Here is a 16,726-nt window from a genome sequence, read left to right on the forward strand (position 1 = left end):
GGGGCGGGCGGGGCCGGGGCCACCCGCCGTGCGGGCCCCGTCCCGTGTCCCACGGCTCAGGCCGACGGGCCGACGGCTCAGAACAGCGTGGCCTCCTCCGGGCCCTCCAGTTCGGTCAGAAGTTCCGGGCCGTTGTTCCGGACGTTGCTGACGGCGGTGGACACCGGATAGGCCCGCATCAGGCCCTCCGGCGGCGGGGTCAGCAGTCCGCGCAGCTCCTCCGGGTGGGTGCGCGCCGGGTCGAGCCAGGCGTCCCACCGGTCCTCGGTGAGCATCAGCGGCATCCGGGGGTGGATGTCGGCGAGCGAGTGCGGACCCTCGGCGGGGGCGACCCCCAGCGGGCCGGTCTCCGCCTCCGTGGTGATCACCGAGCAGGTCGCCCACCACGCGGCGGGATGCCCGGCGGGGAGCGTGGGGTCGCGCCAGAACTCGTATATCCCCGCCATCGCGAAGACCGACCCGTCCGAGGGGGTCACGAAGTACGGCTGCTTGCGGGGGCGCTTCCGCCTCCCCTCGACCTCCAGGTCCCGCTCGTCCGCCCCGGTCACCCATTCGTAGTAGCCGTCGGCGGGCAGGATGCAGCGGCGGGCGGCGAACGCCCGTTTGAAGGACGGCTTCTCCTCGACGGTCTCCGCGCGCGCGTTGATCATCCGGGCCGCGCCCTCCGGGGACTTCGCCCAGGACGGCACCAGGCCCCACTTCAGTACCCGCAGCTGGCGAACCGGACGCGGCTGTCCCGCGTCTTTCAGAGGACGTTCCAGAACGGCCCAGACCTCTTTGGTGGGGGCCACGTTCCAGTCGGGGGCCAGGGTCTCCTCCGGCTCCCTCCCCGAAGTTCCCGAAGTCCCCGAAGTCCCCGAAGTCCCCTCGGTCACCGAAGCTCTCGGAGTACCCGGAGTCCCCGGCGCCGTCCGCGCCGGGGGGACGCCCCGCTCTATGCCGAACACGTCGACGAGGTCCTCGGGCCGCCGACTGGCCGCATACCTTCCGCACATACGTGCCACACTGCCACGATCCACGACCCCAGAGGAGCGGCCCGCACCATGGACCCCTTCCGTATCCAGGCCGCCCCGGCCGAATGGCTGGTGATCGTCACCGGTGCCGCCGCCCTCGCCGTCACCGTGATCCGGGGCCTCTGGCTGCCCGCGCGCAACGCGATCACCATCGCCCACGAGGGCGGCCACGGGCTCGTCGCCCTGGTCACCGGCCGCCGCCTCGAAGCGATCCGGCTGCACTCGGACACCAGCGGACTGACCGTGACCCGGGGCCGCCCGACCGGAATCGGCGTGGTCCTCACCCTGGCCGCGGGCTATCCGGCGGCCCCCCTGCTCGGCCTCGGCGGCGCCGCCCTGATCGGCACCCACCGGGTGACGCTGCTGCTGTGGAGCGCGACGGCGCTGCTGCTGGCCCTCCTCGTGATGGTCCGCAACGCGTACGGCGTCCTCACCGTCCTCCTCACCGGCGGCGCCTTCCTCCTCGTCTCCTGGCTCGGCTCCCCCGAGGTCCGGTCGGCGTTCGCCTGCGCGGTGGTGTGGTTCCTGCTGATCGGCGGTGTCCGCCCGGCCTTCGAGCTCCAGGCGAAGCGACGGCACGGCGGCGCGCCCGACTCGGACGCGGACCAGCTCGCCCGGCTCACCCAGGTGCCCGCCGGGGTGTGGCTCCTCTTCTTCCACGTGGTCGCGATCTCCGCCCTGATCGGCGGCGGGCGCTGGCTCCTGGGTCTCTGACACCCCCGTACAGTGAGCCCATGACCGCAGTGACCCCCGCGCACACCGACCCGCCCACCGACCTCTGGCCCGCCCCGTACGCGCGCGGCGCCGTCGACGCGACCGTCACCGTGCCCGGCTCCAAGTCGGTCACCAACCGCGCCCTGGTCCTCGCCGCGCTGGCCGCCGAGCCCGGCTGGCTGCGCCGCCCGCTGCGCTCCCGCGACACCCTGCTGATGGCCGAGGCGCTGCGCACCCTCGGTGTCGGCATCGAGGAGGGCGTGGGCCCGGACGGCACCGGCGAGGCCTGGCGGATCGTGCCCGGCCCGCTGCGCGGCCCGGCCTCCGTCGACGTCGGCAACGCCGGTACAGTGATGCGCTTCCTGCCCCCGGTCGCGGCGCTCGCCGACGGACCGGTCCGCTTCGACGGCGACCCCCGTTCCCACGAGCGCCCGCTGCACGGGGTGATCGACGCGCTGCGCGTGCTCGGCGCCCGCGTCGACGACGGGGGCCGCGGCGCCCTGCCGCTGACGGTGCACGGCTCCGGCGGTCTGGACGGCGGCACGGTCGAGATCGACGCCTCGTCGTCCTCCCAGTTCGTGAGCGCCCTGCTGCTCTCCGCCCCCCGCTTCAACCAGGGCGTCGAGGTGCGGCACGTGGGCACCCGGCTGCCGTCGATGCCGCACATCCGGATGACGGTGGACATGCTCCGCGCGGTCGGCGCGATGGTCGACGAGCCGGAGCACGGCGGCGAGCCGGACGTGTGGCGGGTGACGCCGTCCGCGCTGCGCGGCCGGGACCTGGTCGTCGAGCCGGACCTGTCGAACGCGCAGCCGTTCCTGGCGGCGGCCCTGATCACCGGCGGCCGGGTGACGGTCCCGGACTGGCCCGCGCGGACCACCCAGCCCGGCGACGCGCTGCGGGAGATCTTCACCGCGATGGGCGGCTCCTGCGAGCTGACCGACGCGGGGCTCACGTTCACCGGCACGGGCCGGATCCACGGCATCGACGTGGACCTGGGCGAGGTCGGCGAGCTGACGCCCGGCATCGCGGCGGTCGCGGCCCTCGCGGACTCCCCTTCGGTCCTGCGGGGCGTGGCCCATCTGCGGCTGCACGAGACGGACCGGCTCGCGGCGCTCACCAAGGAGATCAACGAGCTGGGCGGCGACGTGACCGAGACCGAGGACGGTCTCCACATCCGCCCGCGCCCGCTGCACGGCGGGGTCTTCCGCACGTACCACGACCACCGCATGGCGACGGCGGGCGCGGTCATCGGGCTCGCCGTCGAGGGCGTGGAGATCGAGGACGTGGCGACGACGGCGAAGACCTTGCCGGACTTCCCCGGGATGTGGACCGAAATGCTCGGAGTCTGATCCATGCGGCGCTACGGCAAGAACACCGACGAGGACGACATCCGCCAGCGGCCCAACCGCAAGGGCACCCGGCCCCGGACGACGATCCGCCCGAAGCACGAGGACGCCGTCGAGGGCATGGTCCTCACCGTCGACCGGGGACGGCTGACCTGTCTGGTGGACGACCGGCCGATCACCGCGATGAAGGCCCGTGAGCTGGGCCGCAAGGCGGCCGTCGTCGGCGACCGGGTCTCTCTGGTCGGCGATCTCTCCGGCGAGAAGGACACCCTCGCCCGGATCGTGCGGATCGGTGAGCGCAGCTCGGTGCTGCGCCGGACGGCCGACGACGACGACCCGTACGAGCGGGTGGTCGTCGCCAACGCCGACCAGCTGGCGATCGTCACCGCGCTGGCCGACCCCGAGCCGCGCCCCCGGCTGATCGACCGCTGTCTGGTCGCCGCGTACGACGGTGGTCTCAGCCCGCTGCTGGTCCTCACCAAGTCGGACCTGGCGGCGCCGGACGCGCTCCTGGAGATGTACGGCGCGCTGGGCGTGCCGTACGTGGTGACCACCCGTGAAGAGTTCGTGGACGGGGTCGCCGCCGACCGGGTCCACGAGCACCTCAAGGGCCGGACGACGGCCTTCGTGGGGCACTCGGGCGTCGGCAAGACGACGCTGGTCAACGCGCTGGTGCCGCCGGACCGGCGACGGACCACGGGCGTGGTCAACGCGGTCACGGGCCGGGGCCGCCACACGACCACCTCCGCGCTCGCGCTGCCGCTGGACGACAAGGAGGGCGGCTGGGTCATCGACACCCCGGGCGTGCGTTCCTTCGGGCTGCACCACGTCGACCCGTCCCGGGTGATCCTCGCCTTCCCCGATCTCGTACCGGGCACGGAGAACTGTCCGCGCGCGTGCAGCCACGACGAGCCGGACTGCGCCCTCGACGCGTGGGTGGCGGAGGGGCACGCCGATCCGGCGCGGCTCGAGTCGCTGCGGCGGCTGCTCTCGACGCGGGAGCGACGCGAAGGCGACTGACCCGTCCATGTTTACGTGCTGCCGCGATCGGTGAGTGCATAATCGCACCAAGTGCGACGAAGCAGTCACCGACGGCGTGGGAGGCACTGACGATGGCGTGGCTGCTTGTGGTGGTGGCGGGCATCCTGGAGACGGGGTTCGCGGTCTGTCTGAAGCTCTCGCACGGATTCACCCGGCTGTGGCCGACGGTCGCCTTCGCGGCGTTCGCGCTCGGCAGCTTCGGACTGCTGACCGTGGCGCTGCGCAAGCTCGACGTGGGTCCGGCGTACGCGGTGTGGACCGGGATCGGGGCGGCCGGGACGGCGATCTACGGCATGGTGTTCCTCGGCGACCTGGTCTCCACGCTCAAGATCGTCTCGATCACGCTGGTCGTCCTCGGGGTGATCGGGCTCCAGTTGTCCGGTTCCACCCACTGACCGTCCGCGCCGGGCGGTTCCGGCGCGACGACATGGCTGAGCGCGAGCCGGACGGCCAGTTCACAGCCCGCCGCCCGCTCCTCGCCCGCGCAGGCCACGGCCGCCGCCACCAGTTCGCCGGGGGCGGGCGGGCCCTCGTCGGCCCGCCGCTGGGCGGGGGCGGCCGCCGGACGGGCCCCCGGTCTCGCCGGACGGGGCGCGGGGAACCGGTCGCTCCAGGCGCCGGTGAGCAGGGCCCGCAGGACCGGGCGTGCGGCGGCCCGGGTCACGATCCACTCGGCGACGTCCACCAGGTTCCGTCCCGGCGGCCCGGGGGCGTCGAGGAGCCGCCGGACACCCGTGAGGTAGGCGTCGGCCTCCCGCCGGACGAGCGCGCGGGCGAGGCCCTCCTTGCTGCCGAACTCGTTGTAGAGGGTCTGCCGGGAGACCCGGGCGACGGCGGCCAGATCGGCCATCCGCACGGTGGACCAGGGCCGGTGCGCGAGCGCGGCGAGTGCCGCGTCGAGCAGGGCCTCGCGGGCAGTCGGCATCCTCGCCTCCCGGACCGGACGTTCCCGTACGTCTCCGTACGCGGCTCCGCGCCCCAGCGTCGGCAGCCGGGCGGGCGCTGTCAAGGGGTCGCGGGGCGGCCGTGGACGGTTCGCCGGGCGCCGGGCGCACGGCGATAGAGTGCCGGACATGGCCGACTACCACGATGACCTGCGTCTCGCCCACGTCCTCGCCGATGCCGCCGACGCGGCCACCATGGACCGCTTCCAGGCGCTCGATCTGCGGGTGGAGACGAAGCCGGACATGACCCCGGTGAGCGAGGCCGACAAGGCGGCCGAGGAGCTGATCCGGGGTCAGCTCCAGCGGGCCAGGCCGCGCGACGCGATCCTGGGCGAGGAGTACGGCGTGGAGGGCACGGGCCCGCGCCGCTGGGTGATCGACCCGATCGACGGAACGAAGAACTACGTGCGCGGGGTGCCGGTCTGGGCGACCCTGATCGCGCTGATGGAGGCCGGGGAGACCGGGTTCCAGCCGGTGGTGGGCCTGGTGTCGGCTCCGGCTCTGGGCCGCCGCTGGTGGGCGGCGAAGGGCCTCGGCGCGTACACCGGGCGGAGCCTGGCGTCGGCGAGCCGGATCGGGGTGTCGAAGGTCGAGTCCCTGGCGGACGCCTCCTTCGCGTACTCCTCGCTGAACGGCTGGGAGGAGCAGGGCCGCCTCGACGGTTTCCTCGACCTCACGCGCGCGTGCTGGCGGACCCGGGCGTACGGCGACTTCTGGCCGTACATGATGGTCGCGGAGGGCTCGGTGGACATCTGCGCGGAGCCGGAGCTGTCGCTGTGGGACATGGCGGCGGTGGCGGTCGTGGTGCAGGAGGCGGGCGGTACGTACACCGGCCTCGACGGTCGGCACGGCCCCCACAGCGGCAACGCGGCGGCCTCGAACGGCCTGCTCCACGGCGAACTGCTGAGCTACTTGAACCAGGAGCCCGCGGCGGACTGAGGCCGGTGGGGGCGCACGGCACCTCACTGACGGCTCGACACCTCGCCGGGCCCGCCTCACGGGGCGGGCTGCACCCCCAGGGCCCGTATCGCAGAGCGCGACGACCACCCCTCAGGGTCCGTATCGCGGGGTGGGGCGACGCCTCACCAGGTCCGTATCGCGGGCGGGCGGCATCTCGCCAGGCCGTATCGCGGGGCGGCATCCCTCCGGGGCGGTGCCGTCCTTCCGGGAGCACCACCGGGATGGGCCCGCGACGGGGCTCGGGCCTCCCCCGTGAGCCCGGACGGTCGCGCCACACGAGACTCCCCCGCGGGCGCGCGGAGGGCGTCCGTACGCCGGGCGCGCACGGCGCGATAGGCACCCCCGGTGGTGCCGCACGTGCCCCCTTGTCGGCTTTCTCCCCCGGTGCGACTCTGTGAGTCCCCCGCTTGTGAACTTGTGCGGTTCCCGTCGGGCGCCTCCGGCGCCGGGCCTCTCCTCGCGGGCCGCACCAAGGAGGTGGCTCCGCCCATGCTCGTCCGTGACGCCATGAGCACCGTGGTCCTCACCATCGGCCCCGCCCACACCCTCCGGCAGGCCGCCCGGCTGATGGCGGCGCGACGCGTCGGCGCCGCCGTCGTCCTCGACGCCGACGAAGGCGGCCTCGGCATCCTCACCGAGCGCGACATCCTCCGCTCCCTGGCCCGGGACCAGGACCCCGACCTGGAGACCGCGGGCTCCCACACCACCCACGAGGTCGTCTTCGCCGCGCCCCGCTGGACCCTGGTGGAGGCGGCCGAGGCGATGACCCACGGCGGCTTCCGGCACCTCGTCGTCCTCGACGACCGGGGACCCGTCGGCATGGTCTCCGTGCGCGACATCATCCGCTGCTGGGCCCCGGTGCACAGCGTCGCGGGCTGAGCCGCGCGCGAACGCGCACGAGCGGGCCCGCACCCGGTCCGGTGCGAAGGCGCGCGCGGACGCACGGAAGCGGACCGGCCCCCGCAGGGAGGTCCGGTCCGCTTCCTCCACGGCAGGCGCTCTCAGCCGCGCAGGGCCTGGACCGCGGTGTCGAGCCGCTTGCCGAAGTCGCCGTCCGCCTTGCGGAAGTTGTCGACGGCCCGCTCGGCGATGTCGTCCCGGGAGACCTTGGCGATGAAGCCCGCCAGGTTCGCCACCAGACGGCCCTTCTCGTCCTCCGACATCAGGCGGTAGAGATCGCCCGCCTGCACGAAGTCGTCGTCCTCGGCGTGCGAGGGGGCGGCGTGGTCGCCGGTGACGCCGGAGACGGCGGCCGGCTGCCAGAGCGGCCGGCCGGTCTGGAAGGGACCGCCGAAGCTGTTCGGCTCGTAGTTCTTCGCGCCCTTGTGGCGGCCGTCGTAGAGGAAGCCGTCACGGGAGTGGGTGCGCGCCTCGGTGGCGTGCGGGCGGTTCACCGGCAGGTGGTCGGCGTTGATGCCGACGCGGTAGCGGTGGGCGTCGCCGTAGGCGAAGAGACGGCCCTGGAGCATCTTGTCCGGGGACGGGCCGATGCCGGGCACGAAGTGCGCCGGGCTGAAGACGGACTGCTCGACCTCGGCGAAGACGTTCTCCGGGTTGCGGTTCAGCTCCAGCCTGCCGATCTCGATCGGCGGGTAGTCCTCGTGCGGCCACACCTTGGTGAGGTCGAACGGGTTGAAGCGGTAGTCCGCCGCGTCGGCCGCGGGCATGATCTGGACCTGCACGGTCCAGGTGGGGAAGTCGCCGCGCTCGATGGACTCGCGCAGATCGCGCTGGTGCGAGTCGGGGTCCTCGCCCGCGAGGCGGTTGGCCTCGTCCTGGGTGAGGTTCTTGATGCCCTGGTCGGTCTTGAAGTGGTACTTCACCCAGAAGACCTCGCCGGACTCGTTGTTCCACTGGAACGTGTGCGAGCCGTAGCCGTTCATATGACGGTACGAGGCGGGGATGCCGCGGTCGCCGAACAGCCAGGTGACCTGGTGGGTCGACTCCGGGGAGAGGCCCCAGAAGTCCCAGACGTTGTCCGGCTCCTGCGAGCCGGTGTACGGGTCGCGCTTCTGGGTGTGGATGAAGTCGGGGAACTTGATGGCGTCCTTGATGAAGAACACCGGGGTGTTGTTGCCGACGAGGTCGTAGTTGCCCTCCTCGGTGTAGAACTTCAGCGCCCAGCCGCGCGGATCGCGCACGGCGTCGGCCGCGCCGAGGTTGCCCGCGACGGTGGAGAAGCGCAGGAAGGTCTCGGTCTCCTTGCCGACCTCGGAGAGGAAGGCCGCGCGCGTCCACCGCGAGACGTCACGGGTGAGCGTGAAGGTGCCGTAGGCGCCCGCCCCGCGCGCGTGGACGACCCGCTCCGGGATGCGCTCGCGGTTGAAGTGGGCGAGCTTCTCCATGAGGAGCTGGTCCTGGACGAGGACCGGCCCGCCGACGCCCGCCGTCTCGCTGTTCTGGTTGTCGGCGACCGGCGCGCCGGCCTCCGTGGTGAGCGGTCCCTGCGTCACGTGCGCCTCCGACGTCATGTCCTGCGTGTCCTGTCCTCCGGCCCGCTCCCTGAAGAGGGATCTCGGCCGTTGCCGTTCCCGATCCTACAATGGACATTGTCTAAGTCAAGTGAGCTTCCAAAGTCACACCTGTTCGGAGTGGAACCCCCCGACTGTTAGGCTTGCCCCCATGAGTGACCTGTTGGAACGACTGCGCGGACGCGGCTGGCGGATGACCGCGCAGCGGCGCGTGGTGGCCGAAGTGCTCGACGGGGACCACGTACACCTGACCGCCGACGAGGTCCACGCGCGCGCGGTGACGCGACTGCCCGAGATCTCGCGCGCGACCGTCTACAACACGCTGGGCGAGATGGTCTCCCTCGGCGAGGTCATCGAGGTGGCGACCGACGGCCGCGCCAAGCGCTACGACCCCAACGCGCACCGGCCCCACCAGCACCTGGTCTGCGCCCGCTGCGGCGCGATCCGCGACGTCCACCCGGGCGGCGACCCGCTGGCGGACCTGCCCGCCACCGAGCGCTTCGGCTTCACGATCTCGAACGTCGAGGTCACCTACCGGGGCATCTGCCCGAGCTGCGCGACCACGGCCTGACCCGGCCCGCGTTCCCCCGTGGAAGGCCCCCGCCACGGCGGGGGCCTTCCACGTACGCGCCCGCCCCCACACACCGGAGCCGTTCCCCAAAGACGTCGGGACGCACCGGAACACGACGAAGGCCCGGATCCAGTGACTGGATCCGGGCCTTCGTCGCTACTGAGTAGCGGGGACAGGATTTGAACCTGCGACCTCTGGGTTATGAGCCCAGCGAGCTACCGAGCTGCTCCACCCCGCGTCGGTAAACACGACTGTACGGGACACCCCGCGACCAGCGCAAATCCATTGCCGGGGGGCATCCGGCGGTCACGCCGTGAGCTCCTGGTGCAGTGCCTCGCTCAGCCGGGCCGCCCGCTCGGCGACCTCCGCCGGACCCAGCTCCACCGCGCGGGCGCACCAGTGGCGCCCCTCGGTCAGCTCGCCCCGGCGGGCCGCGAGCAGCGCCAGGCGGAGCGCGGCGCGGCCGTGACCGGCTCGGGCCGCCCTGGTCCACCAGAGGGCGGCCTCGCGCTCGCTGCCCTCGCGGGCGAGGAGCAGTCCGAGGTTGAAGGCGCCGTTGCGGCTGCCCGCCTCGGCGGCCTCCCGGTACCAGCGGGCGGCCTCGGCGAGGTCGCCGCGCCCCGCGGCGAGCATCCCGACCCGCACCTGGGCGCGCCGGTGCCCCTGCTCGGCGGCCCGCTCGTACCACTCCTCGCACTCGCTCTTCTCGTCCTGGGACGCGCCGAGCACGGCGGGGCCGGGCTCGGGCCGGCGGGCGTCGAGGACCGAGGCCAGCCGGAAGGCGGCCTCGGCGCTGCCGCCGCCCGCCGCGCAGCGCAGGTGCCGCTCGGCGGTCCGCTCGTCGCCGTCCCTGAGGGCGGCGATGCCGACCTGGAGGGCGGCCTCGGTGTGTCCGGCGGCGGCGGCCCGCTCGTACCAGACGAGGGCGGTGCGGTCGTCGTCCCGGCCCGCGTGCAGGATGCCCAGGTTGAAGGCGGCGTCCACACTGCCGGCCTCGGCCGCCTTGGAGAACCAGGGCTCGGCGCCGTTGGCGTCGCCCGCCTGGAGGAGCAGTACGGCGAGGGCGTTGGCGGCCTCGCGGTGGCCCGCGTAGGCGGCCCTGCGGTACCACTGCTCGGCCTGCGGGATGCGGTCCTGGGCGGCGCAGAGCAGTCCGAGGTTGTAGGCGCCGTTGACGTCTCCCGCGTCCATGGCGGCGCGGTACCAGCGCTCGGCGGTCTGCTGCTCGCCCCGGGCCGCGTGCAGCGCGCCGAGGGCGTTGGCCGCGTTGCCGTCGCCGTCCTGGGCGGCGCGCAGCCACCACACGGCGGCGCTCTCCTCGTCGCCCGCGTCACGGAGGAGGAAGCCGAGCGCGCAGGCGGCCCTGGCCTCGCCCTCCTTGGCGGAACTGAGGTACCAGCGGCCGGCCTCCTTGAGCTCGCCCCGGTGCTCCAGGAGCGCGCCGAGGTGGAGCGCGGCCCTGCGGTGGCCGCGCGCGGCGGCCTGCCGGAACCACTGCTCGGCCTCGGTGGGTCCGCCCGCGGGCTCGCCGGTGGCGGGCAGGGCGGGGCCGGGCGCGGTGGCGCCGGGGGCGACCGCGGCGGCGGGCACCCTGAGCCGGGTGCCGGTGTCGTGCGGGCCCCGGGTGGTCTCGGTGGCGCGGCGCTCCAGGGAGAGGGCGAGCCGGTAGGCGGCCTCGCGGTGGCCCTGTTCGGCGGCGGCGCGCAGCCAGCGCTCGGCGCCGACGTCGCTGCGGTGTTCCAGGAGGTCGGCGAGGGCGTACGCGCCGAGGGCGTGGCCCTGCTCGGCGGCCTGGCGGAGCCAGTACTCGGCGGCGGGTTCGTCGCCGCGCTCGCGGTGGTGGCGGCCGAGCGCGTGGGCGGCGGGTGCGGAGCCCGCGACGGCGGCGACCCGCCACCAGCCCGCGGCCTCCTCGGCGTATCCGCGCTGGTGCAGCAGGACGCCGAGGTTGTTGGCGGCGGCACGGTCGCCCTCGGAGGTCGCGCCGCGCAGATGGGGCTCGGCGCCGTCGAGGTCGCCGCGGCGCAGGAGCAGGGCACCGAGGGCGCTCATCGCGGGGACGTCGCCGTTCTCGGCGGCGCGTCGGTGACGGGCCTCGGTCTCGGTCTCGTTCTCGGTGTCGGCATCGGTCGGGGTGGCGGTGTCGAGGATCGCATCGACGGCCCTCGCTGCCTCGATGATCTCGTCTGCGGCGTTCCTCGCGTGCCGCTGCACAAACCGCCCTGTCTCCAACAGAGTTGCCCTGTCCCCCATAAATACCATCGTCGCACCACCCACACCCGAGCACACCTGGTATACCGCAGCCAGTGAGGTCACTCAGCGTTTTGTCGACATGCCCACAGAGAGACAAGTCAAACACGACTCACACCAACTCGCCCTTCCCTGCCGCCCTTCACGCCCCTCCGCGTCTCGACACACGACGAGGGCCCGGATCCATATGGATCCGGGCCCTCGTCCTCTGAGTAGCGGGGACAGGATTTGAACCTGCGACCTCTGGGTTATGAGCCCAGCGAGCTACCGAGCTGCTCCACCCCGCGTCGGTGAAACCACAGTATCACGGACGCGGGGTGGAAAACCTCAGGTCAGCCGCCCGATCCGGTCGTCTTGAGGCTGGCTCCGGCCTCCGCGGCCCGCTGGAGCGCGGCCTGCAGATCCTGCTGGGCCTTGCCGTACGCGGTCCAGTCCTGCTTCTGCAGGGCCGCCTCGCCCGCGTCGTAGGCCTTCTGCGCGTCGGCGATGGCCTGCTTCAGCGCGGCGTCGCCGGTGGCGGGCGGCGGGTTGGTGGTGCCCGGCGGGGTCGTGGGCGTGGTGGGCGGTGTGGTGGGCGCCTCCACCCCGAAGACCGCGTTGAGCGCCTTGGTGAGGTTGTCCTCGAACACCGTGGTGTCCTTGGTCGTGTCACCCGCCGGCTGGTCCGCGTCCACGTACGACACCGCGACCTTCTTCAGGAGCGGGTAGAGCGCGTTGCGACCCTGCGCGTACACCGGTTCCACGTAGAGGAAGCCGCCGTCGAGCGGGACGGTGAGCAGGTTGCCGTACTGGATGTCGGAGTCGGCGCCCTTCATGTCCCGGACGAAGGTGGCCACCGACGGCAGACCGTTCAGCTTGCTCTGCACCTGCGCCGGACCCGGCACGTCCTCGGTGACCCTGAGCAGTCTCAGTCGGCCGTACTCCTTGCTCGTGGCGTCGGCGTCGACCGCCATGAAGGCACCGAGGTTGGGCCGTCCGTTCGGCGTGAACGTGGTCGTCAGCGAGAACCGCTGCACCGTGTCCCCGGGCATCTTCATGCTCAGGTAGTACGGCGGGACCGCGTTGCCGTCCTTGTTGGTCGGGTCGTCCGGCACCTGCCAGGCGTCCGAGCCGCTGTAGAACTGCGCCGGGTCGGTGACGTGGTAGCGGGTCAGCAGTTCGCGCTGGACCTTGAACATGTCCTGCGGGTAGCGCAGGTGCTGCATCAGGTCGGTGCCGATCTCCGACTTCGCCTTGACCGTGTCGGGGAAGGCCTTCATCCAGGTCTTGAGGACCGGGTCCTGGGTGTCCCACTGGTAGAGGTTCACCGTGCCGTCGTAGGCGTCGACGGTGGCCTTCACCGAGTTGCGGATGTAGTTGACCTGGTTCTGCTGGGCGACCACGGCCCGCTGCTGGTTGCCGACGGTCAGCGAGTCGGCGGTGGTGTCGCCGAGCGTGGTCCGCGAGGCGTACGGGTAGCCGTTGCTGGTCGTGTAGGCGTCGACGATCCACTGGATCTTGCCGTTGACGACCGCCGGGTAGGCGTCGCCGTCGATGGTCAGCCACGGCGCGACCGCCTCGACGCGCTCCTTGGGCGTGCGGTTGTAGAGGATCCGCGAGCCCTCGCCGATGGCCCCCGAGTAGAGGATCTGCGGCTCGCTGAAGGCCACCGCGTACGCGGCGCGGTTGAAGGTGTTGGAGAGGCTGACGCCGCTCTTCTCCTTGTAGCTGGTGGTCTTCTCGCCGTTCTCCTCGTAGTCCAGCTCCTTCTGCGGGCCGCCCACGATCGAGTACTGGTCGGTCTTCTCGCCGTAGTAGATCCGCTGCTGGTACGTGCCGAGGTTGCCGGTCGTCGGCAGTCCGGACTCGGTGAAGACGGGCGAACCGTTGGCGTCCGTCTGCGTGCCCGAGGCCATGATCGCGCCGTAGCCGTGGGTGTAGGTGAAGTGGTCGTTGATCCAGTTCCGCTTCGGGATGCCCTTGATGTTGAGCTCACGGAGACCGACGACGGTGTCCTTGCCCTGGTAGCGGTCCACGTCCAGGGTCGTCGGGAACTGGTAGTACTTCCGCTTCTGCTCCAGCTGCTGGAACGTCGGCGAGACGATGTTCGGGTCGAGGACGCGGTAGCTGGCCGCCGTGTCGGCGTTCGCCCGCAGCCGGTCCTTGGCCTTGACCGTCGACTTGCCCGAGTAGTTCTCCAGCTTCGTCCCGTCGATCGCGTACGCCTGGCGGGTCGCGTCGATGTTCTTCTGGATGTACGGCGATTCCTTGGCCTGCTCGTTCGGCTGGACCTGGAACTTCTGCACGATCGCCGGGTACAGCCCGCCGATCAGGACCGCCGAGAGCACCATCAGGCCGAAGCCGATGACCGGCAGCTGCCAGGTGCGGCGCCAGAGCGTCGCGAAGAACAGCAGGGCGCAGATCACTGCGATGCAGAACAGGATGGTCTTCGCGGGCAGGTACGCGTTGGCGTCGACGAACCGCAGGCCCGTCCAGTTGCCGGTGGCCTTGAAGTCGCTGGACTTCACCGCGAGGCCGTACCGGTCGAGCCAGTACGCCACGGCCTTCAGCGACACGAAGACGCCGAGCAGCACCGAGAGGTGCCCGGTGGCGGCGGCGGTGGCCCGCGCGCCCGGACTGGTGATCCGCAGTCCGCCGTACAGGTAGTGCGTGACCGCGGCGGCGATCAGCGACAGGACGGCGGCGGCGAAGCCCACGGACAGCAGGAAGCGGTACCAGGGCAGGTCGAAGGCGTAGAACGCCACGTCGAGCCCGAACTGCGGGTCCTTCTGGCCGAAGCGCTCGCCGTTGACCCACATGAGCCAGGCGCGCCACTGGCCCGAGGCGGAGGCACCGGCGATCAGCGCCACCAGGGCGGTGACCGCGAGCAGCACCCACTTCTTGAACGGGGCGAGACCCATCCGGTACCGGTCGAGGCTCTGCTGCTCCAGCGACATCGCGCTGAGCGGCGGCCTCAGCCGGTACGCCAGCCAGATGTTCAGCCCCACGGCGAGGCCCATCAGCAGCCCGAAGACCGCGAACAGGCCGATCTTGGTCCACAGCATGGTGGTGAACACGGACGAGTACTCGACCGAGCGGTACCAGAGCCAGTCCGTCCAGAACCCGGCGAACATCACGAACGCCATGGCCAGGACGGCCAGCACCCCGAGAGTCATGAGCAGGGTGCGGGCCCGCCGGGACGGCCGGCCGACTCTCATCCTCGGCCCGGACGGCCTACCGCCCCGGTCCGGCATCTGGAAAGCCAACGTGCGCCCCTCGATGTTGATGCGTCTGAAAAGCAGGCCCCGCGATCGTAGAGCCCACTGATGCAACTTACTGAGGCTTTACCTAGTTCCCGTGTTCCGGGGTGGAGGAGGCAGGATATTGGTCATGTCCAACCTTTCCCCCTCCGGCCCGGCCATGGCAGCGAGCCCCCTCACCCGCGCGGTCCTCGAGATCGACGAGTACGCGGCGGGCCTCGGCTGGGACCAGCCGGCCCGCCTCTTCGCCCTTGTCGACACCGCGCGGCTACGCGCCAAGGAACCCGCGCTCGCCTCCCAGCTGGGGCTGGGCGCCGACGCCACCGCCTACACACCGATCGAGCAGGACAAGCTGCCGCGCGGAAAGCCCCTCGACGAGTTCCTGGGCACGATCGCCTGGCCCGCCGGTGTGGTGGGCTGCGCCATGACGGTGGAGCGGCTGATGCTGCCGCCGTCGGCGGAGGCCCAGGTCCCCCAGGGCCTGAACGAGAAGCAGCTCGCCAAGTGGGTGGCCGGCCACCCCGACCGTCAGGAGGTGCGGATGACGGTCGCGGTGCTGCGGAGCGGCGCCCGCGAGGCGGCGATCCGGCTCCGTGAGAAGGACAGCGCGACCGAGGTCCTCACCGGCCCCGACCTGGTGCCGGGCCTCGCCGAGGCGCTGACGGCGACTTTCGAGTCCTGACCCGGGACCGTCGCGAAGGAGGGGCTCCCGGCCGACCTGGCCGGGAGCCCCTCCCCGTGAACCCCTCGGTGTGGACCTCTCCCCGTGGGGCCCGCGCAGGCCCCCGTGGGTATCACGCCGTGATCGCGGGCGGCGGATCGCGGCCCCGGTCCTTTCCGTCAGCTCTTCGAGCAGCTCGGCAGGGCCTTCGTGTCGCCGTCCCTGAGCTTCTCCAGGGACTTCCTGGCGTCGTCGATGGTGTCGACCTTGATGAGGGTCAGACCGTCGGGCGTGTCGGCCGCCGCGGACTCGCAGTTGTCGGCCGGGGTGAGGAAGTACTGGGCGCCCGCGGCGCGCGCCCCCACGAGCTTCATGTCGATGCCGCCGATCGGACCGACCTTGCCGTCGTCGTCGATGGTGCCGGTCCCGGCGATGAACCGGCCGCCGGTGAGGCTCTCCGGGGTCAGCTTGTCGACGATCCCGAGGGCGAACATCAGGCCCGCGCTGGGCCCGCCGACATCGGCGAGGTTGATGTCGACGGTGAACGGGAAGACGTGGTCGGTGCCCGCCTGGATGCCGACGACGGCCCGGTCGCCCTCCTCCGACGTGGTGGTCCTGATGACCACCTTCCGGGTGACGGTCGGCTCCTTGCGCGCCTTCTCGGCGGCGGCCGCCTCCTTCACCGGGACGATCGTGAACTCGACGTCCTGGCCGGGCTTCCGCTTGACGACCTCCCGGGCCACATCGGCCTGCTTCACGATCGGCACCCCGTCGACAGCCTTGATCACGTCACCGGCGTGCAGCTTGCCCTCGGAGGGCGAACCCTTGACCACGGCGCCGACGACGACCCGCGAGACCACCGGGATGTCCAGCTCCTTCAGGGCGGCCACCTTGGCGCTCTCCTGGGACTGGCTGAACTCCTCGGCGTTCTCCTGGGTCGACTGTTCCTCGGTCTTGCCGTCCGGGTAGAGGGTGTCGTGCGGCACCACCACGTTGTCGTGGGCGAGCCAGCCGTAGACGGCCTCGACGGCGTTCATCCGGTAGTCCGCGCTGGTGACCCGGACCGTCGTCATGTTGAGGTGACCGTCGGTGGGGTAGGTCTTGTGTCCCGAGATCTTCAGGACGGGCTCTCCCCTGGCGTCGCCGAGGGTGTTGACCGTGGGTCCCGGGCTCATCTCCGCGTACGGCACCGGGATCAGAACGCCCGCGATGAGCAGACAGATCAGGACCAGGGTGGAGGCGAGCATCGTCGCGGTGCGGCGTGGCATGGAACGACAGTACGGGAATCGTCTGTGGGCGCACCCGTGGGGCGGGGCCGTACGGAGGGCCCGTGTCAGCCCGGGGCGGAGGTGGGGGCGGGGGCGGCCGTCGCGGCCGGTTCGCGCTCCGGCCGGGGGGCCTCGGAGGTCGTGGTGTGGGCGCGTTCCATCGCGTCCCGGAAGCGGGCGTAACCGGCGAGTTCGGCCACGTCACCTATGGTCTTGTTCCTCGAAGCCCAGCTTCCCCATATCGC

General features: G+C 72.1%; 15 protein-coding genes and 2 tRNA genes. 8 read left to right on the forward strand and 9 right to left on the reverse strand.

The annotated features are described in order from the left end of the window. Nucleotides 1–77 precede the first annotated feature (77 nt). Nucleotides 78–995, reverse strand: a complete 918-nt coding sequence (locus ACIO92_RS17035; protein WP_402281643.1) for an SOS response-associated peptidase — start codon at nt 993–995, stop codon at nt 78–80. Between the two features lie 48 nt (nt 996–1,043). On the opposite strand from ACIO92_RS17035, the gene ACIO92_RS17040 reads away from it, so the two are divergent. The 4 genes from ACIO92_RS17040 (at nt 1,044) to ACIO92_RS17055 (ending at nt 4,512) form a co-directional block, all read left to right on the forward strand. Next, complete coding sequence (locus ACIO92_RS17040) at nt 1,044–1,727, forward strand: M50 family metallopeptidase (RefSeq protein WP_366440214.1); 684 nt, start codon at nt 1,044–1,046, stop codon at nt 1,725–1,727. A gap of 20 nt (nt 1,728–1,747) precedes the next feature. Further along, on the forward strand, nt 1,748–3,079 hold the full coding sequence (gene aroA, locus ACIO92_RS17045) for a 3-phosphoshikimate 1-carboxyvinyltransferase (RefSeq protein ID WP_366440213.1): 1,332 nt from the start codon (nt 1,748–1,750) through the stop codon (nt 3,077–3,079). A gap of 3 nt (nt 3,080–3,082) precedes the next feature. Further along, nucleotides 3,083–4,096, forward strand: a complete 1,014-nt coding sequence (gene rsgA, locus ACIO92_RS17050) for a ribosome small subunit-dependent GTPase A (RefSeq protein ID WP_366440212.1) — start codon at nt 3,083–3,085, stop codon at nt 4,094–4,096. 92 nt (nt 4,097–4,188) lie between these two features. Next, complete coding sequence (locus ACIO92_RS17055; protein ID WP_366440211.1) at nt 4,189–4,512, forward strand: multidrug efflux SMR transporter; 324 nt, start codon at nt 4,189–4,191, stop codon at nt 4,510–4,512. Here ACIO92_RS17055 and ACIO92_RS17060 read toward each other — a convergent pair. Continuing rightward, entirely contained in the window at nt 4,404–5,042 is a 639-nt protein-coding gene (locus ACIO92_RS17060) for a TetR/AcrR family transcriptional regulator (protein WP_366440210.1), read from the reverse strand. The two genes, ACIO92_RS17055 and ACIO92_RS17060, sit on opposite strands and share 109 nt — an antisense overlap. A gap of 148 nt (nt 5,043–5,190) precedes the next feature. Between ACIO92_RS17060 and hisN the strand changes: the two genes are divergently transcribed. Next, on the forward strand, nt 5,191–6,000 hold the full coding sequence (gene hisN, locus ACIO92_RS17065) for a histidinol-phosphatase (protein WP_366440209.1): 810 nt from the start codon (nt 5,191–5,193) through the stop codon (nt 5,998–6,000). Between the two features lie 510 nt (nt 6,001–6,510). Continuing rightward, nucleotides 6,511–6,900: a CBS domain-containing protein gene (locus ACIO92_RS17070; RefSeq protein WP_366440208.1), complete on the forward strand. Its 390-nt coding sequence runs from the start codon at nt 6,511–6,513 to the stop codon at nt 6,898–6,900. A 122-nt stretch (nt 6,901–7,022) separates the two neighbouring features. On the opposite strand, the gene ACIO92_RS17075 is transcribed toward ACIO92_RS17070, so the two are convergent. After that, complete coding sequence (locus tag ACIO92_RS17075) at nt 7,023–8,492, reverse strand: catalase (protein WP_366440207.1); 1,470 nt, start codon at nt 8,490–8,492, stop codon at nt 7,023–7,025. Nucleotides 8,493–8,643: 151 nt separating this feature from the next. Between ACIO92_RS17075 and ACIO92_RS17080 the strand changes: the two genes are divergently transcribed. Then, nucleotides 8,644–9,063, forward strand: coding sequence for a Fur family transcriptional regulator (locus ACIO92_RS17080; protein WP_351781696.1), 420 nt, complete (start codon nt 8,644–8,646; stop codon nt 9,061–9,063). A 164-nt stretch (nt 9,064–9,227) separates the two neighbouring features. On the opposite strand, the gene ACIO92_RS17085 is transcribed toward ACIO92_RS17080, so the two are convergent. The 4 genes from ACIO92_RS17085 to ACIO92_RS17100 form a co-directional block, all read right to left on the reverse strand. Further along, nucleotides 9,228–9,301, reverse strand: a tRNA-Met gene (locus ACIO92_RS17085). A 68-nt stretch (nt 9,302–9,369) separates the two neighbouring features. Further along, nucleotides 9,370–11,325: a sel1 repeat family protein gene (locus ACIO92_RS17090; RefSeq protein WP_366440206.1), complete on the reverse strand. Its 1,956-nt coding sequence runs from the start codon at nt 11,323–11,325 to the stop codon at nt 9,370–9,372. Nucleotides 11,326–11,526: 201 nt separating this feature from the next. Then, nucleotides 11,527–11,600 (reverse strand) — tRNA-Met (locus tag ACIO92_RS17095). Nucleotides 11,601–11,645: 45 nt separating this feature from the next. Beyond that, nucleotides 11,646–14,546, reverse strand: coding sequence for a UPF0182 family protein (locus tag ACIO92_RS17100; RefSeq protein ID WP_366440316.1), 2,901 nt, complete (start codon nt 14,544–14,546; stop codon nt 11,646–11,648). Nucleotides 14,547–14,682: 136 nt separating this feature from the next. Here ACIO92_RS17100 and ACIO92_RS17105 point away from each other — a divergent pair, with 136 nt between their 5' ends. After that, a complete protein-coding gene (locus ACIO92_RS17105; RefSeq protein ID WP_366440205.1) occupies nt 14,683–15,234 on the forward strand; it encodes a PPA1309 family protein in 552 nt (183 codons plus the stop codon). Nucleotides 15,235–15,392: 158 nt separating this feature from the next. Here ACIO92_RS17105 and ACIO92_RS17110 read toward each other — a convergent pair whose 3' ends face one another. Further along, complete coding sequence (locus ACIO92_RS17110) at nt 15,393–16,481, reverse strand: PDZ domain-containing protein (protein WP_366440204.1); 1,089 nt, start codon at nt 16,479–16,481, stop codon at nt 15,393–15,395. Nucleotides 16,482–16,546: 65 nt separating this feature from the next. Then, nucleotides 16,547–16,681 carry a hypothetical protein gene (locus tag ACIO92_RS17115; protein WP_401237076.1) on the reverse strand — a complete coding sequence of 45 codons (135 nt, stop codon included), beginning with the start codon at nt 16,679–16,681 and terminating at the stop codon, nt 16,547–16,549. Between the last annotated feature and the right edge of the window lie 45 nt (nt 16,682–16,726).

The organism is Streptomyces sp. NPDC087215 (assembly GCF_044744885.1).
Taxonomy (GTDB): domain Bacteria; phylum Actinomycetota; class Actinomycetes; order Streptomycetales; family Streptomycetaceae; genus Streptomyces.

What these genes read in the sequence shown, in the direction of transcription:
- ACIO92_RS17035 (WP_402281643.1), bottom strand. Translation starts at nt 995, where the DNA reads ATGTGCGGAAGGTATGCGGCCAGTCGGCGGCCCGAGGACCTCGTCGAC.
- ACIO92_RS17040 (WP_366440214.1), top strand. Translation starts at nt 1,044, where the DNA reads ATGGACCCCTTCCGTATCCAGGCCGCCCCGGCCGAATGGCTGGTGATC.
- aroA (WP_366440213.1), top strand. Translation starts at nt 1,748, where the DNA reads ATGACCGCAGTGACCCCCGCGCACACCGACCCGCCCACCGACCTCTGG.
- rsgA (WP_366440212.1), top strand. Translation starts at nt 3,083, where the DNA reads ATGCGGCGCTACGGCAAGAACACCGACGAGGACGACATCCGCCAGCGG.
- ACIO92_RS17055 (WP_366440211.1), top strand. Translation starts at nt 4,189, where the DNA reads ATGGCGTGGCTGCTTGTGGTGGTGGCGGGCATCCTGGAGACGGGGTTC.
- ACIO92_RS17060 (WP_366440210.1), bottom strand. Translation starts at nt 5,042, where the DNA reads ATGCCGACTGCCCGCGAGGCCCTGCTCGACGCGGCACTCGCCGCGCTC.
- hisN (WP_366440209.1), top strand. Translation starts at nt 5,191, where the DNA reads ATGGCCGACTACCACGATGACCTGCGTCTCGCCCACGTCCTCGCCGAT.
- ACIO92_RS17070 (WP_366440208.1), top strand. Translation starts at nt 6,511, where the DNA reads ATGCTCGTCCGTGACGCCATGAGCACCGTGGTCCTCACCATCGGCCCC.
- ACIO92_RS17075 (WP_366440207.1), bottom strand. Translation starts at nt 8,492, where the DNA reads ATGACGTCGGAGGCGCACGTGACGCAGGGACCGCTCACCACGGAGGCC.
- ACIO92_RS17080 (WP_351781696.1), top strand. Translation starts at nt 8,644, where the DNA reads ATGAGTGACCTGTTGGAACGACTGCGCGGACGCGGCTGGCGGATGACC.
- ACIO92_RS17090 (WP_366440206.1), bottom strand. Translation starts at nt 11,325, where the DNA reads ATGGTATTTATGGGGGACAGGGCAACTCTGTTGGAGACAGGGCGGTTT.
- ACIO92_RS17100 (WP_366440316.1), bottom strand. Translation starts at nt 14,546, where the DNA reads ATGCCGGACCGGGGCGGTAGGCCGTCCGGGCCGAGGATGAGAGTCGGC.
- ACIO92_RS17105 (WP_366440205.1), top strand. Translation starts at nt 14,683, where the DNA reads ATGTCCAACCTTTCCCCCTCCGGCCCGGCCATGGCAGCGAGCCCCCTC.
- ACIO92_RS17110 (WP_366440204.1), bottom strand. Translation starts at nt 16,481, where the DNA reads ATGCCACGCCGCACCGCGACGATGCTCGCCTCCACCCTGGTCCTGATC.